This is a genomic window from Streptomyces sp. AB3(2024) (genome assembly GCF_041862025.1).
Taxonomy (GTDB): Bacteria; Actinomycetota; Actinomycetes; order Streptomycetales; family Streptomycetaceae; genus Streptomyces.
The window spans coordinates 22,548-36,981 of sequence record NZ_JBGWAB010000076.1 but is presented as its reverse complement, the minus strand read 5'-3'; the positions used below and the strand labels follow the sequence as shown (position 1 = coordinate 36,981).

Annotated in this window: 19 protein-coding genes; 4 read left to right on the top strand and 15 right to left on the bottom strand. The window is 74.5% G+C overall.

Annotated features, from left to right (window positions below; all coding sequences use genetic code 11):
* Positions 1 to 96 precede the first annotated feature (96 nt).
* Both ACEPPI_RS25900 and ACEPPI_RS25895 read right to left on the bottom strand, forming a co-directional pair.
* Positions 97 to 333 carry a chaplin gene (locus tag ACEPPI_RS25900; RefSeq protein ID WP_373917673.1) on the bottom strand — a complete coding sequence of 79 codons (237 nt, stop codon included), beginning with the start codon at positions 331 to 333 and terminating at the stop codon, positions 97 to 99.
* A 160-nt stretch (positions 334 to 493) separates the two neighbouring features.
* Positions 494 to 961, bottom strand: coding sequence for an ATP-binding protein (locus tag ACEPPI_RS25895; protein ID WP_373917672.1), 468 nt, complete (start codon positions 959 to 961; stop codon positions 494 to 496).
* A 367-nt stretch (positions 962 to 1,328) separates the two neighbouring features.
* On the opposite strand from ACEPPI_RS25895, the gene ACEPPI_RS25890 reads away from it, so the two are divergent.
* A complete protein-coding gene (locus tag ACEPPI_RS25890; RefSeq protein ID WP_373917671.1) occupies positions 1,329 to 1,676 on the top strand; it encodes an STAS domain-containing protein in 348 nt (115 codons plus the stop codon).
* Positions 1,677 to 1,781: 105 nt separating this feature from the next.
* Here the strand turns inward: ACEPPI_RS25890 and ACEPPI_RS25885 are convergent, their stop codons facing one another.
* From ACEPPI_RS25885 to ACEPPI_RS25850, 8 genes are all read right to left on the bottom strand, one after another.
* Positions 1,782 to 2,288, bottom strand: a complete 507-nt coding sequence (locus tag ACEPPI_RS25885; protein ID WP_373917670.1) for a hypothetical protein — start codon at positions 2,286 to 2,288, stop codon at positions 1,782 to 1,784.
* 94 nt (positions 2,289 to 2,382) lie between these two features.
* Positions 2,383 to 3,315 carry a 2-dehydropantoate 2-reductase gene (locus tag ACEPPI_RS25880; protein WP_373917669.1) on the bottom strand — a complete coding sequence of 311 codons (933 nt, stop codon included), beginning with the start codon at positions 3,313 to 3,315 and terminating at the stop codon, positions 2,383 to 2,385.
* Positions 3,312 to 4,343 (bottom strand): DMT family transporter, encoded by a 1,032-nt coding sequence (locus tag ACEPPI_RS25875; protein WP_373917668.1) that lies wholly within the window; start codon positions 4,341 to 4,343, stop codon positions 3,312 to 3,314. The genes ACEPPI_RS25880 and ACEPPI_RS25875 overlap by 4 nt, the downstream gene beginning before the upstream one ends.
* Positions 4,344 to 4,413: 70 nt before the next feature.
* Positions 4,414 to 5,151: an ArsR/SmtB family transcription factor gene (locus ACEPPI_RS25870; protein WP_373917667.1), complete on the bottom strand. Its 738-nt coding sequence runs from the start codon at positions 5,149 to 5,151 to the stop codon at positions 4,414 to 4,416.
* A 106-nt stretch (positions 5,152 to 5,257) separates the two neighbouring features.
* Complete coding sequence (locus ACEPPI_RS25865; RefSeq protein WP_373917666.1) at positions 5,258 to 5,812, bottom strand: hypothetical protein; 555 nt, start codon at positions 5,810 to 5,812, stop codon at positions 5,258 to 5,260.
* A 40-nt stretch (positions 5,813 to 5,852) separates the two neighbouring features.
* The gene (locus tag ACEPPI_RS25860; RefSeq protein WP_373917665.1) at positions 5,853 to 6,527 is read right to left on the bottom strand and encodes a YoaK family protein; all 675 of its coding nucleotides are present in this window, start codon (positions 6,525 to 6,527) and stop codon (positions 5,853 to 5,855) included.
* A 108-nt stretch (positions 6,528 to 6,635) separates the two neighbouring features.
* On the bottom strand, positions 6,636 to 7,022 hold the full coding sequence (locus ACEPPI_RS25855; RefSeq protein ID WP_373917664.1) for a VOC family protein: 387 nt from the start codon (positions 7,020 to 7,022) through the stop codon (positions 6,636 to 6,638).
* 50 nt (positions 7,023 to 7,072) lie between these two features.
* Complete coding sequence (locus ACEPPI_RS25850) at positions 7,073 to 7,480, bottom strand: hypothetical protein (RefSeq protein WP_373917663.1); 408 nt, start codon at positions 7,478 to 7,480, stop codon at positions 7,073 to 7,075.
* Between the two features lie 40 nt (positions 7,481 to 7,520).
* On the opposite strand from ACEPPI_RS25850, the gene ACEPPI_RS25845 reads away from it, so the two are divergent.
* Positions 7,521 to 8,147, top strand: coding sequence for a histidine phosphatase family protein (locus tag ACEPPI_RS25845; protein ID WP_373917662.1), 627 nt, complete (start codon positions 7,521 to 7,523; stop codon positions 8,145 to 8,147).
* Between the two features lie 167 nt (positions 8,148 to 8,314).
* Positions 8,315 to 9,265 (top strand): RNA polymerase sigma factor SigJ, encoded by a 951-nt coding sequence (gene sigJ / locus ACEPPI_RS25840; protein WP_373917661.1) that lies wholly within the window; start codon positions 8,315 to 8,317, stop codon positions 9,263 to 9,265.
* Positions 9,266 to 9,328: 63 nt separating this feature from the next.
* Here sigJ and ACEPPI_RS25835 read toward each other — a convergent pair whose 3' ends face one another.
* Positions 9,329 to 9,820, bottom strand: a complete 492-nt coding sequence (locus tag ACEPPI_RS25835; protein ID WP_373917660.1) for a cupin domain-containing protein — start codon at positions 9,818 to 9,820, stop codon at positions 9,329 to 9,331.
* Positions 9,821 to 9,944: 124 nt separating this feature from the next.
* Here ACEPPI_RS25835 and ACEPPI_RS25830 point away from each other — a divergent pair, with 124 nt between their 5' ends.
* Entirely contained in the window at positions 9,945 to 10,832 is an 888-nt protein-coding gene (locus ACEPPI_RS25830) for a LysR family transcriptional regulator (RefSeq protein ID WP_373917659.1), read from the top strand.
* A gap of 19 nt (positions 10,833 to 10,851) precedes the next feature.
* Here the strand turns inward: ACEPPI_RS25830 and ACEPPI_RS25825 are convergent, their stop codons facing one another.
* The 4 genes from ACEPPI_RS25825 to ACEPPI_RS25810 all read right to left on the bottom strand — a co-directional run bounded on the left by ACEPPI_RS25825 (position 10,852) and on the right by ACEPPI_RS25810 (position 14,292).
* On the bottom strand, positions 10,852 to 11,409 hold the full coding sequence (locus ACEPPI_RS25825) for a pyridoxamine 5'-phosphate oxidase family protein (protein ID WP_373917658.1): 558 nt from the start codon (positions 11,407 to 11,409) through the stop codon (positions 10,852 to 10,854).
* A 115-nt stretch (positions 11,410 to 11,524) separates the two neighbouring features.
* Positions 11,525 to 12,124 (bottom strand): TetR family transcriptional regulator, encoded by a 600-nt coding sequence (locus ACEPPI_RS25820; protein ID WP_373917657.1) that lies wholly within the window; start codon positions 12,122 to 12,124, stop codon positions 11,525 to 11,527.
* On the bottom strand, positions 12,121 to 13,611 hold the full coding sequence (locus tag ACEPPI_RS25815) for an MFS transporter (RefSeq protein WP_373917656.1): 1,491 nt from the start codon (positions 13,609 to 13,611) through the stop codon (positions 12,121 to 12,123). The genes ACEPPI_RS25820 and ACEPPI_RS25815 overlap by 4 nt, the downstream gene beginning before the upstream one ends.
* A gap of 165 nt (positions 13,612 to 13,776) precedes the next feature.
* On the bottom strand, positions 13,777 to 14,292 hold the full coding sequence (locus ACEPPI_RS25810; protein ID WP_373917655.1) for a cupin domain-containing protein: 516 nt from the start codon (positions 14,290 to 14,292) through the stop codon (positions 13,777 to 13,779).
* Between the last annotated feature and the right edge of the window lie 142 nt (positions 14,293 to 14,434).

Here is a 14,434-nt window from a genome sequence, read left to right as displayed (position 1 = left end):
CGGTGGCCGTGGTGCGGGTGGAGCGGCCGAACGTCGCGGAGCAGCCGCCGGGGAGCGGGGCGCGGACAGGCCCGCGCCCCGACGGCCACGCCGCGATCAGGTGTTGATGCAGGTGTTGCCGCCGGCGGGGTTGAGGGCGCCGATGAGGTTGACGGAGTTGCCGCAGAGGTTGATCGGGATGTGGATGGGCACCTGGACCACGTTGCCGGAGAGGATGCCGGGGGAGCCGACGGCGAAGCCATTGGCATCGGCATCGGCGATGGCGGTGCCGGTGGCGCCGAGGATGCCGACCGCGGCGAGGGCGGCGGCGGCGATGGCGGTACGGATGCGCATGTCACTCCAAAGTCGATGACGGAACGTCGAAGCAGGATCACACCGCGTGCGGAGGTCTCCCGTCGGGCATTCACCCGACCCGGGCGTGTTGCGCTGATCCGGATGCCGCGCCCGCGCGCCGGGCGCGCCGGTGCCGGGCCGGGAGCGGCCCCGCCCCCGGTCAGCGTCCCGCGGGCCTGCCCGACGTCAGCCGTGACGCCTCGATCTCGGCCCACACGGCCTTGCCGTCCTGATGGGTGCGGGTGCCCCAGCGATCGCAGACGCGCTCCACGATGTACAGGCCGTGGCCGCCCGGGAGGCCCGGTCGCGGGGCGGGCTGGCGCAGGGGAGGCGTCGTCGAGCCGTCGAAGACCTCGACCCGCAGGAACTCGCCGCCCGTGAGGGCGAGTTCGGTGCAGCCCCCGGCGTGCAGGGACGCATTGGCCAGCAGCTCGGAGACGACGAGCAGGGCGTCCTCGGAGGTTTCGGTCCCGTCCCAGCCCCAGTCCCGCAGTGCCCGGCGCGTGAAGTCGCGGCCCTTGGCCACGTGGCCCCGGACACCGGACAGGGCGAGCCGGCGGCGCTGCCGCACGACGAGGGCAGGCCCGGTGGGCAGGGGATCGCCGGTCGCCGTGCCGATGGTCTCCATCGCGTTCTCCCACCCCCACCCGTTGACGTCGGCCTCCGGACGTCTCGTGTACCCCCCGCGCCCGGGAACATCCGGGAATGCCGGTGACAGTGTAGGGGACCACCGGTGTCAGCGGGTGGCCGTGCGCATCCTCAGTGTGAGGCCGCCGTCCGAGGGGTGGTCTTCGCCCGGCCCCCGCGGTATCGCCGCCCGCCCGGACTTCCACCCGCCGCACGGCCGTTGTCGCGCATCTCCTCCAACAGCCCCGCGGGGACACGCTGTCGGGCCGCCGGAGCCGGGCGACACCTGCCCTCGGTGCCCTCGTCGGGCCGATGAACAGGCATACTCGCTCCCGGGGGCCTTACAGGTGACGATCCGGGAGGCGTACATGGCCGGGGCACGGGACACGGACCGCGGCGGCGTGGTGGCGGCAGGCCGCGCGGCCGGAGCCGGATGGGTGGTGACCGCGCGCGGGGAACTCGACCAGGACACGCTGCCCCCTCTCCGGGAGGCGCTCGTCTCCGCCGCCGACCGGTATCCGCTGGTGGTGCTCGACGCCGCGGGCGTCACCTTCGGAGACTCGTCGTTCCTGAACCTGCTGCTGCAGGTGCACCAGCTGACCACCCTGCGCATCGCCGCCCCCGGTGACCGGTTGCGCCGCCTCTTCGCCCTCACGGGCGCCGATACGGTGCTCTCCCTCCACCCGGACGTCGAGGACGCCGTCGGCGGGCCCTGACCGCGCCCCACCGGTTCCGGTTCCGTAGCGGTCGCCGGCCCGGCCGCCCCGGCCGCCGCAGTCGTGTACCGCACGGTGCCTGCGGAGCGTCCTGCGCGGGGTTCCTCAGTAGCGCAGCGCCGTGCCCGTCTGCGCCGTCACCGTCCCGGACAGTTTGTGCGTGCTGCGGGCCGTGCCCTGCCCGGTGCCCTTCCCCGGGACGTCCGTCACCGTCACCACCACCGTGTCCAGGAGGTTGCCGGCCTCGTCCTTGAACTCGACCTGCACCGCGAAGGACTTCTTGCCGTCGTCGGTGTTGCGCACCGTCACGGGGACCGTCGTGTACCCGTCGCCGTCGGTCGCGACCGGGCCAAGGGTCACCTGATCCTTGGCGTTGACCCCGTCCTTGACCTCGGCCAGCTTCTCCTTCGCCACGGCGGACGCGGACGCGGCGGCCTTCCCGGCCTCCGCGGCGGCCGACGAGACCGCCTCGCCCGCCGACCTCACCGCCGCGGCGGCGCTCGACACGGCGCCGGAGGGGCTGCCGCCGCTGTCCGAACAGCCCGCGGCGCCGCACGCCATCACCGTCAGCAGCACGCCTGCCGCACCGCGCCTCCACACGTCCGCCGCCACCACGCCTCCAAGGGGTTCCGGGCCTCCCAGTCAACGGCCCGGCGGCCCGGATGCCCAGTGGTCCGCGCATCCGGGTGAGGCACCGGCCCCGTCGTCACAGGGGGCGGCCCGCCGCACGGCGGTGTTCGTGGACGCGCAGGTGGAGGGTGGCGAGGTCCAGCAGGGGAGTGGACACGCCCAGCGTGCGGGCGCGGTCGGTGAGGTCGGTCAGGACGTGGTCCGCCTCCGTGGGGGCCCCGGCGACGAGGTCACGGTAGAGGGAGGGCGTGAGCGGGGAGCCGGGGGCCGTGACGGTCGCCCCGGTGAAGGCGAGTTCGGCCTCGGGCACGGGGTGACCTGCCGCGCGCGACACCGCCGCGGCCTCGGCCAGCAGGGCGGGCCCGAGCGCGGCGCCGCCGGGAACGGCGTTGATCTCGCCGACCGTGCCGCGCATCAGGCAGGTCAGGGCGACCAGGGTGGAGATGAACACCCACTTGTGCCACATGGCCGCGACGATGTCCTCGGTCGCCGGTGAGTCGATTCCCGCGTCGGCCAGGACCGTGCGGATCCCATCGACGCGTCCGGAGGGCCGGGCGTCGGTCTCGCCCGTCAGGATGACCGCGGGCGGCGCCATGCGCAGGATGTCGCCCTCCGCGTTCAGCGTGGTGACGACCTTCGCGACCCCGCCGAGGACCGCCGCGTCCCCCAGGGCCGCGACGAGCGCGTCGAGGTGGGCGATCCCGTTGAGCAGGGGGACGACGGCGGTGTCCGGGCCGACGGCGGGCGCGATGTCGGCCAGTGCGGCCTGCAGGGCCGCCGCCTTCACGGACAGCAGGACCAGGTCGTAGGGCCCGCCCGGGGCGCCGGCCGTCACCAGCCGCGGTGCGAGGCGGAGCTTTTCCCCTTGGCCTTCGACGCGCAGTCCGCGGGCCGCCAGGGCCTTGGCGCGCGCCGGCCGGACCAGGAAGGAGACGTCCTGGCCCGCCGTGGCGAGCCGGGCGCCGAAGAAGCCGCCGACGGCGCCCGCGCCGACCGTGAGGATCCTCATGAGGACTGCCTTTCGTGGGAGGGAACGTGGGCGGGGACGGGGACGGGGACGGCGGCGGGGACGGGGACGGCGGCGGGGACGGGGGCGGGAAGGGGAACCGGACCGCCGCCGTGGTCCGCTTCCCCGCGCCGGGAGCGGGGCACGTACCGGGAGACCGCCACGCCGGCCAGGCAGAGCGCCCCGCCGAGGAGGGTCAGCCAGGCCGGAACCTCGCCGAGCAGGGCCCAGCTCAGCAGGACGACGACGGCCGGGACGGCGTACGTCGTCGCGCCCAGCTTTCCGGCGGGCATCCGCGCCAGGGCGTAGGTCCACGCGGTGAAGGCGAGGGCGGTCGGCACCACACCCAGATAGACCATGTTCAGCGTCGCGGACAAGGGCGCCCCGGGCAGTTCCGTGAGCAGCCGGCCGCCGAAGGGCAGACAGGCCACGGTCCCGGTCAGACAGCTGAACGCGGTGATCTGCAGGGGTGTCCCGTATGAGAGCGCGGGCTTCTGGGAGATCACGCCGGTCGCGTAGGCGACCGCCGCGAGCAGGCAGAGCGCGACCCCGAGTACCGGGGTGGAGCCGGCATTCCCGGATGACATGGAAAGGCCCACGACCACCGCGCCGGCGAAGGACACCGCCATGCCGGCCAGCAGCCGCGGAGGCAGCGCCTCGCCGAGGAACCGGGCCGCGAGCAGCGCCATGAGGATGGGGCCGGTGTTCACGAGCAGGGATGCCGTCCCCGCGTCGACCAGCCGCTCACCCCAGTTCAGCGCGACCGTGTAGCCGCAGAACCACACGACGCCCGACACCAGGATGCCGCGCCACGCGGCGCGGGGCGGCAGGCCCTGACGGCGTACGAGGAGCAGGACGGCCAGCGTCAGCGAGGCGGCCAGCAGTCGGCCGAGGGCCAGGGCGCCGGGGGAGTAGGCGGCGCCCGCGCTGCGGATGGAGACGAAGGCCGAGGCCCAGGCGAACACGGTGAAGGAGACGGCGCCGACCGTGAGGAGGCCGGCGGGAAGGAGGAAACGGGAGCGGAACGTCATGTGCCCACCCTAGAGGCCGAACATTTCGGTGTCGACCGAAATGTTGATGAACGTTGCCTCCGGAGGGGATTCAGCTCCATGCGTCGGGGGTGATCCCCAGGAGCTCGGCGAAGGCCCGCTCCCCGGCCGCGGTCACCTCCAGCGCCCGCCCGCCGCCCTCCGGGCGCACCACCCACCGCCGCTCCAGTGCCCGCGCGCGCAGCCGCGCCCCGGCCAGGCCGCCCAGGTGGCGCCGCCGCTCGGTCCAGTCCAGACAGGAACTGACCTGCGGCCTGCGCCCCTCGGCGGCGAGGTCGACGCCGGCCGCGGCGCACCAGGCCCGGCCGTCGTCCGTCAGCTCGAACACGCCGTCCGTGCGCAGCAGTCCGCGCCGCTCCATCGCGTCCGTCACCGCCATGCCGAGCCGCCCGGCGAAGTGGTCGTAGCACGTCCGGGCGCGGGCCAGCGGGTCCGGCGCGGCGACCACCGGTACGGCGTGCGCCGCGTCCCGGTCCGGGATCGCGTACGAGGCGAGCGCGTCGAGGAGGCGGGCGGTCGCCGCGTCGGCGATGCGCACGTAACGGTGCCGACCCTGCCGTTCGGTGACGCAGATGCCCGCGTCGAGCAGTCGGACCAGATGGCCGCTGACGGTGGACGGGGCCACGGCGGTGATCCTGGCCAGCTCGCCCGCGGTCCAGGCGCGCCCCTCCAGCAGGGTCATGCAGATGGCGGCCCGCGTCTCGTCGGCCAGGGCGGCGGCGAAGGCCGCCAGGCGGGCGGCGGGGGCCGGTGCGCCGTCCGGGAGTGTGGTGAAAGGCGATGCGTCCATCCCTCCAGGATGCCTCATCGCTTCGGCAATCGCCGAATGATCCGGTGTTCCCGGGGAGGTCGCCGAAGGGCCCCGGACCGGCCGCCCCCGCTCCGAGCGCGCGGTATCAGTGCCCGGCGGCGGCCTTGACCAGGGCGACGGACAGGCCGATCGCCGCGTCGAGGGCACCGGCCAGCAGGGCGAGCGTGGGACCGCTGCCCATGCGGACCCCTCCGTACCACCCCCAGCCGAAGAGGCTGGCGACGTTCACCCCGGCGGCGGCGTACAGGGCCGTCGTCAACTCCATCACGCCCAGGGCGGCCGAGCAGATGAGGATCAGCGGGCCGACCGCGGACAGCAGCAGCGGGCTGCCGACCCACAGCATGCGCCGCAGCTCCGCGCCGGTGGCCAGCCGGCCGTGGACCACCCGGTGGGCCTGCTGGTCGGCGACGAGGCTCGCCAGCCACAGCCCGACGGCCGCCGTGAGCACGGTGGCCGTGGCACCGCCGCCATCGACGTGCTCGGACGCGGCCAGGCCGATCACCACGGAGATCATCGTGATGGTCGCGTACAGCCGTTCCTTCAGCCGCGCGGCGGACGCCTCGGCCGTCGCGGCGGCCGAGGCGCCGGGCCGGTCGGACCCGGCGTCGTGTCCGTCGCCGCCGACGTCCTCGTGACCCATGGCGCCAGCGTAGACGAACGGGTCCCGCCTCCCGCGGGGTTCAGCCCTCGGACCCGCCCGCCCCGCCCGCCACCGTGACGACCGCCGTCAGCAGCACCAGTACGAGCGCCAGCACCCACCCCGGCCCGGGCCCGGAGTGCAGCAGGCCGCCGACGAGGGCCCCGCAGGCGAGCACCGCCACCGACAGGGCACGCCGGAGCGCGGCCGGCCGCCGGCGGTCGGCGGCCAGACCCGTCAGCGTCCGCGTGACCACGGTCGTCGTCAGATCGGGCAGTCCGAGCCGGTGCACCACCGCGTTCTGCAGCCCCATCCCGGCCGCCAGCGGAACGAGGACGGGGTACCGGCCGAGGTCCCACCCCAGAGCCGCCAGCGCCACCGCGACCAGCGCCGCCTGCCCGGCCACCAGCGGGGCGAACAGTCGGGCCGGCGGCCCGTCGCGCCGCCACCACCCGCCCGCCGCGGCTCCGCCCAGGAACGCGGCCAGGGCCGTCGCGGACGCGGCGGCCGACAGCCCGGCCGCACCGCTCAGGGCGAAGCCGAGGAGGACCACGTTGCCCGTCATGTTCGCCACGAACACCCGGCCGAGCCCGAGGAAACTCACCGCGTCGACCAGACCGCTGGCGAACGTCAGCACCAACAGCAAGGGCCCCAGGTGCGCGTGGGCGTGCCCCTCGGGGAAGAGCCACCCCGTCGGCCGGCGCCGCTGCGCGCTCACCCCGTGCCCCTCCGGGAGGGCCCCGCGTCGGCGTCCATATCCCCAGTGGATCATCCGGGCGCGGGGGCCGCGACCGGCGCGTGCCCCGCCGCCGTGCCCCGCGGCCGCTCAGGGGCGAGAACGCAGCGGGTGGTCCGCGGGCACCTCCACGACGGCGATCCGTACGCCGTCCGGGTCGGCGATCCACATCTCGATCAGCCCCCACGGTTCGCGCACCGGGGGCCGCAGCACCTGCGCCCCCCGGCCGCTCAGTTCCTCGTACGCCGCCCGGACGTCCGCGACCTGCAGCCACAAGCGGATTGCGGGCGCGGGCGGTTCGTCGGCGCGGCCCGACACCTCCAGGAAACCGCCGCCGAGGAAATAGACCGTGCCCCGCTCGGGACCCGTGCCGAACTCGCGGTAGACGGCGAGACCGAGCGTGTCGCCGTAGAAGGTCCGCGACCGCTCGGGATCCGTGGGACGCAGCAGAATGCGGCTGCCCAGTACGTGCACCATGCTGCGGACTTCCCTTCGCTCACCCGCGCTCCCGACAGCCTTGCACGCCCCTACGGCCCCTCGTCGTAGGTCCCCGCCTCGATTTCGAGGGCCAGTTCCTGGAGGACCTCGATCGAGGAGAGGTCCGTACGGCCGTTGTCGTGCGCGATCGCCAGGCTGGTGAACGCCAGGCTGAACCCGGAGACCATCGTGTGCAGGGCCGGGCCCAGGGCCTGGGCCACCAGGGCCGCCACCTGCTGCGGGGAGGCGTCGGCGGGGACGCTGATCGACGGCAGCATTTCGTTCAGCAGCGTCGTGGCCACACCGGCCGTGGCCGCCGGACGGTCCCCGTGGCCGCCCTCGTGGCCGTCTCCGGAGCCCTCGCCGGTGGCGTCCTGTCCGCTTTCGACGGCCCGGCGGATGTCCTGGGCCTCGGTGAGGATGCCGATCACCCGCTTGAGTACCTCTGCGCGTTCCATCCTGCGCAGCGTAGCCCCGGGCCGTCGAGCGCGTGTGGGGGTGCGCACTTTCGCGGTCCACCGCACCATGACCGTGTACCCGTACCCCGCGGCGAAGGAGACGGCCATGCCCTCGGGCCCCGCGCCACACACGACGTCCTCGGCCTCCGCGGGGGCCTCCGGGTGCCGGCTGCTGCTGGTGCGGCACGCCAAGGCCGTGCCGAAGGAGGAGTCGGTCGAGGACGTCGAGCGTGCCCTGAGCGAGAGCGGCAGGGCCGACGCCGCCCGGACGGGCCGGTGGCTGGCGGAGTCGGGGTTCACGCCCGCCCTGGTCCTGTGTTCCCCGGCGCGCCGCACGCGGCAGACCTGGCAGCTGATGGCCCCGGCACTGGCCGACCCCCCGGACGCCGTGCACGACGACCGGCTGTACGGCGCGGCTCCGAACGCGATGGTCACCGTACTGGCGGAACGGGCGGCGGGGCTCGGGTGCGTGGCCCTGATCGGCCACAACCCCGGCGTGCAGGAGCTGGCTTCGGCCCTGTGCGGGTCCGGCGGCCCCGAACTGCCGGAGGCGCTGGGGGAGGGCTTCCCGACGGCGGGGGTCGCCGTCGTGGACCTCGCGGGCGGCTGGGAGGCCCTGACCCCCGGCACGGGGACCCTGACGGCCTTCTGGGCACCGGGCCGCTGATCCGCCCCTGCCGCATGTGGTCTGCGTACCGGCTCCTTCGGTCGGCCCCGTACGGGTGATGATCGTCCGAGCGCGACGGACGGGGCGCGCCGGCCTGACATCTCGCGGCCGTGTTCCGTCGAAGACGGTGAAACGCACGTGGACCGAACGAGGAAGCCGACGAGACCATGACCACCCCATCCCGGCGCGAGCCCCAGTCCCACACCGATCCGGCCCTGAGCGCGATCATGAGCGAGCGCCGGCAGCTGATCAACCTCGCCTACCGCCTCCTCGGCTCCCTGGCCGAGGCGGAGGACGCCGTCCAAGAGACCTACACCCGCTGGTACGCCATGTCCCGCGAGCGGCAGGAGGCCATCGAGTCGCCCGGCGCCTGGCTGACGAAGGTGGCCGGCCGGATCTGCCTCGACGTGCTCGGATCGGCGCGGGCGCGGCGCGAGAGCTACGTGGGCGAGTGGATACCGGAGCCGCTGCCCGACCGCGCGGAATGGGCGGCCGGGCGGCCCGGTGACGGCGGTGGACACCCGGTGGACCCGGCCGACCGGGTCACCCTGGACGAGTCGGTCGACATGGCCTTCCTGGTCGTACTGGAATCGATGACCCCGGCCGAACGGGTCGCGTTCATCCTGCACGACGTCTTCCGCTACCCGTTCGCCGAAGTGGCCGCGATCGTCGGCCGTACGCCGGCGGCGTGCCGGCAACTGGCCGCGTCGGCCCGCCGCCGCATCGGCGCCGCACCGGCTCCCGTGTCCCGGGCGAGGGAGCGGGCGGTGGTCATCAGGGACTTCAAGCGGGCGTGGGAGGCCAGGGACATCGCCGCCCTCGTCGCCCTGCTCGACCCGGCGGCCACGATGACCGCCGACGGTGGCGGCCGGGTCGGCGCGGTGCTCCGTCCGGTCGTGGGCGGCGAGCGGATCGCCCGGTACATCGTGGAGATGGCCGGCCGGGCACCCGCACCCGGCCTGGACCTCCTGGAACGTTCGGTCAACGGCAGCCCCGGTCTGGTCGCCCGGTACGGCGGTGCCACGGTGACGGTGGCCGCGTTCGCCGTCGCGGACGACCGGATCACTCACATCTGGGTGGTGCGCAACCCCGAGAAGCTCCGCCCGTGGAGCGCGTGACGGGGCGCCGGGGCGCGGATCGGCCCGGATCGAGGACATCGCCCGGGCCCCCGGCGGACGCCGTCAGGCGCGGTCGACGAAGTACACGTCGTAGCGCTCCTGTTCGGGGAGCAGGTCGTCGAAGGACTGGAGGCCGTGCTGGATGCGGCCGAGCGCCCGGAAGTAGTCGAACCGCTCGACCGCCGGGCCCAGGACGGCCAGCAGCTCGGCCGGTCCGTCCGCCGTGGCGCCGAAGGCGTGCGGCAGGCCCGGCGGGATCAGGACCGTGCCGCCCGCGCCGACCGTCTCGACGGCGCCGTCCAGCCGGAACTCCACCGTTCCGGCGAGTACGTGGAACAGCTCCGCCGAGCGGGCGTGGAAGTGGGGCCGGGCGCCGGCCGCGCCGGGCCCCAGGGCCAGCCGGTTGGCACCGAGCGGGGCGCCGTCCGTCAGCAGTGTGAATCCGCCGCCGTGCGGCAGGGGCACGTACTCGGCGTCCTCCGCCCGGACGACCACCGCCGTCGCCGTCCGCGTGGCCGTTCCCGCGCTCCGCGTCCCGTCCGCCGTCATGTCCATGGGTCCTCTCCTCCGTACCGGTCCGACGCCTCCATTCGACCCGGGCAAGAGGCCGCGAACCAGAGCCGTTTGCGCACTGCAGCGATCATCGATCGTGACGAATGGACGCATGAGGGGGAGCGGGATGGAACTGCGGCAACTTCGGTACTTCGTGGCGGTGGCGGAGGAGGGCGGTTTCGCCCGCGCGGCCGAACGGCTTCACATCGTCCAGTCCGCGGTCAGCCAGCAGGTGCGCCGCCTCGAACGGGAACTGGGCCTCACCCTCTTCGAGCGGTCCACCCGGCGGGTGTCCCTCACCGTGGCCGGCGAACGGCTGCTGCCCGAGGCGAGGGCGGTGCTCGACGCCGCCGAGCGGACCCGGCGCGTGGCGGCGGACCTCGCCTGCGCGGGGACCGGCACCCTCCGCCTGGGCACCGTGCGCGGGCCGGGGCAGAGGGTCTACCGGCTCCTGGCCCGCCTGGCCGAACTGGCCCCGGAAGTCCGCGTGCGGGTCCGCAGCCTCACGGTCACCGAACGGCTCGCCGCCGTCCGGACCGGAGCCCTGGACGCCGCCCTCGTGCGCGCCCTGCCCGCGGCCCCCGGTCTGGAACTGCTCCCGCTCTGGGAGGACCCCTTGTACGTGGCCCTCCCCGCCGGCCATCCGGCCGCCGCCCTGCCGCGGCCCGCGCTCGGGGACCTGGCGGACCTCCCGCTGCGGCTGGCGGCCCGCGAGCGCAACGCGCCCTTCCACGACCTGGTGACGGCCGCGCTGCGGGCGGCCACCGGGGCCGCCCCGCCGGCCGGTCCGCCGTTCACCGACCTCCAGGACACCCTCACCGCGATCGGGGCGGAAGGCGAGCGGGCCCCCTCCTGGACGGTGTTCTACCGGGTGAGCAGCCTTCCCGAGGTCGCCGGCACGGTCATTCGCCCGCTGGCGGCCCCGGGCGTCACGACCTCGCTCGCCGTCCTGCCCGGCCCACCGGGGGCCGCCCTGCGCGCGCTCCTGGCGGCGGCGGCCTCGACCGGCGCCTGACGGGGCGGGGGACCGGCGTTCAGAAGGTCCAGCGCGTGTGGCTGTAGACCCCGTCGTCCCGGCCGAACCCGTACGCCGTGTCCGGAGCCACCGCGAACACCGTCACGTCGCCCCTGCGGAACGCGTCCCCGATGCCGTGGAAGGTGCCCTCGGGCGAGGTGACGTGCGGCCCGTACTTCGCCTCGTACGCGGCGATCACCTCCTCCAGCACCGCCGGCTCGGAGACCGGCTCGGCCTCGCCCTCGACGACGAGGTCGAGCCCCGCGGTGAGCGAGTTCCCTCCGGTGGTCAGCGCGCAGTGCCCGTCACGGGCGAGGTTTTTCGCCTTCTGCTCGTCCCGGCCGGTGGAGAAGTACAGCACGCCCCGGTGCCAGGCGGCGATCACGGGTGTGACGTGCAGCCGGCCGTCGGGCCGTACCGTGGACACCCAGAAGATCTCGGCGGCCTCCAGGTGCCGTTGGGCCTCGGACCATTCGGTGGCGGTGACGTCCGCGGCCCCCGGGCGGGGACGGAGCGCGGAGCTGTAGCGGGCGTCGAGCTCGGTCGTGGGCTGCTTCGATGGTTCTCGTGTCGGCATGGCGGATCTCCTTCCTCACGCCAACAACGACCGACGGCCCGTACCGAAACCATCGGGCGCCCCGACACCACTCTCCTGGCGCCGTCCTTCCCGCGCGGCCTTCGCAGCGGCGGGGTCAGGAGCCGTCGATGAGCCGCTGGAGGCCGGGCGCGTACAGGTCCGCCAGCCGGTCGGCGCCGGTTCGGGCACCCGCGCCGTCCGGCCGGTGCAGGCTCAGCGTGGCGCCGAGCCCCAGCAGCTGGCCCGCGATCAGTTCGGCCCGCAGCTGTGCGTCGGGGCCGGTCAGGGACGCGGCCAGCCGGTCGGTGACCTGCTCGCGGAAGCGTGCGCGCAGCAGGGTGCGCTCGTCCTCGATGCCCAGGGAGAACACGACCCGCAGCAGCGGGTCACCGCGGAACCGGTCCCGCAGCTCGACCATGGTCAGGACCAGGTGCCGGCCGAGCACGGCCGGCGGGGCGGCGAACAGTTCGTCGGCGGCGGTCCGGAAGTCGGCGACCGTGTTGAACAGGGCCTCCTTGCTGCCGAACCGCTTCACGATCAGGGACGGGCTCACCCCCGCGGCGGCGGCGATGCCGCGCATGGTGACCTCGGCGTACGGCCGCAGCGTGAACGCCCGGCGCGCGGCCCGCACGATGGCGTCGCGTCCGGTCTCGGCGCCCGATTCCCCGTCGGCCGTGGCCGACCGCGTGGGGGTGGACTCGTCGGTGGTGCTCATGCGCTCTCCCGTGCGGCGGTCACTGACGGTGTCACCGTGACCGTACCGCCCCGCGCGCCGGAGCCACGGGGGGCACCGGCTCCCGGCCGGTCCGACGGCAGGAACAGCGTGGCGACGAGGGCGGCCAGCGCCGCTCCGGCGGCGATCAGGAAGATCAGCAGGTAGGCGTGCAGGGTCGGCGCGGTACGGCCGCCGGCCACGAAGGTCACGTGGGCCAGCACGGCGGCGACCACGGCACTGCAACAGGCCTGGCCGACCGAACGCATCAGGGTGTTCAGCCCGTTCGCGGCGGCCGTCTCGCTCACCGGCACGGCCCGCATGACGAGGGCGGGCAGCGCCGAATAGGCGATCGCGGTCCCGGAGGCGACCACGGTGGCCCCGGCCACGATCAGCCAGAGGCTGTGGCTGGTGAAGAAGCGGAGCACGTAGCCGACCGCCATGACGACGGCGGCGATCGCGAGCGCGGTACGGGGCCCGTACGCGGCGGAGATCCGTGCGGAGACGGGGGAGAGGGCGACCATGGCCAGGCCGCCGGGCAGCAGGCACAGGCCGCTGACCACGAGGGAGGCGCCGAGCCCGTACCCCGTGCCGGTGGGCTCCTGCACCAGCTGGCCGGTGACGAGGGAGTTCGCGTAGAAGGCGAAGCCGATCAGCAGGGCCGCGACATTGGTCAGCAGGACGGCGGGCCGGGCGGAGACCCGCAGGTCCACCATCGGGGAGCGGGTGCGCAGTTCGAACCGGCCCCAGAGCAGGCCCACCGCCACGGACCCGCCGAGCAGGCCGAGCGTGCGCGCGGAGCCCCAGCCCCAGTCGGAGCCCTGGGTGATCGCGAGCAGCAGCCCGACGAGGAAGCCCGCCAGACCGAGGGTCCCCGGGAGGTCGAAGCGCCCGGGGGAGCGCACGGGGGACTCCGGGACGATCCGCAGCACCAAGAGCACGTCGAGCAGACCGAGGGCGGCCGACGCCCAGAACATGGTGTGCCAGTCGAAGTTCTCCATGACCACCGCGGCCACCGGCAGGCCGATCGCCGCACCGATGCCGAGGGTCGAGCTCATCAGCGCGATCGAGGGCAGCACCCGCTCGGCGGGGAGCTCGTCGCGGATGATGCTGATGCCCAGGGGGATCACCGCGAGGGCCGCGCCCTGCAGGGCCCGGCCGGTGATCAGGACGCCGATGTCGGAGCTGACCGCGCACAGGACGGAACCGAGGGTGAGCACGCCCAGCGAGGCCAGCAGGACGCGCCGCTTCCCGTACATGTCGCCGACGCGGCCGAGCACGGGGGTGAAGACCGCGCCGGTGAGGAGGGTGATGGTGACCAGCCAGCCCGCGGCGCCGGGACTCGCCCCCGTCAGCTCCGGGACGTGCGGCAGGAGCGGGACCACGAGGGTCTGCATGACGGCGACGACCATGCCGCAGAAGGCGAGGACGGGGACGGTGTACCGGGATGGGGCGGAGGCCGGACCGGGGGCGGGTATCGCGGGGGGCATGCTGCTCCAGACGGGTGGCGAGAGCGGGCGCCGGGGGAGTGCACAACTGTTCACCCCATGGGTAAACGACTGTACACCCCAGGGTGAACGGTTGTGCACCCCCTCGGTGCACCCCCTCCGGGCGCGCCTTCCCTCCCCGGTGCCCGTGGCCGGCTCCGTCCTCCGTCAGGCCGTGTCCTCGGCCGGCCCGTCCGGGCGGCAGTAGCGGCGGATCGGCTCCGGATGCCCCGGGAAGCGCCGCAGCAGGTCGTCGACCCGGCCGAGGGTCATGTCGGCGAAATCGAATCCGGGCGCGACGGCCTCACTGATCAGGCCGTGGTCCCCGGTGGTGAGGTGCGAGGCCTTCCAGACGCCCCCCGGGACCGCCAGCGTGAGGACGTGCCCCCGGCCCGGATCCTGGCCGAGGACGGCGGTGGTGTGCCGTCCGTCCGGGTGCAGCAGGTGGTAGGTGACCGGATCGCCGTGGTGGTGGAAGTGCAGGATGTCGGAAAGGTTGAGGTGCCAGTGTCCGATCGGCGACCAGTGGGTGAGCAGGTAGTGGATGGACGTCATCGTGTAGCGGTCGCCCTCCGGCGTCCGGATCGGCGGGCGGTGGTCGGCCTGGAAGGTCCGCCTGAAGTACCCGCCCTCCACGTGCGGCTCCAGGCCGAGGGCGTCGATCCAATCGTGTGCCGTGGGCACGGTGTCCTCCTCTGGTCGGGTGTCTGAGCGGACCGGCGAACGGCCCACGGCCGTGCGGCCGCCGGATTCACGATAATGGATTCGGATCGAGGACGAACCGAGCGTTCTCCGCGCTCTCGCGATCCAGGAGAATTCGAGAAGA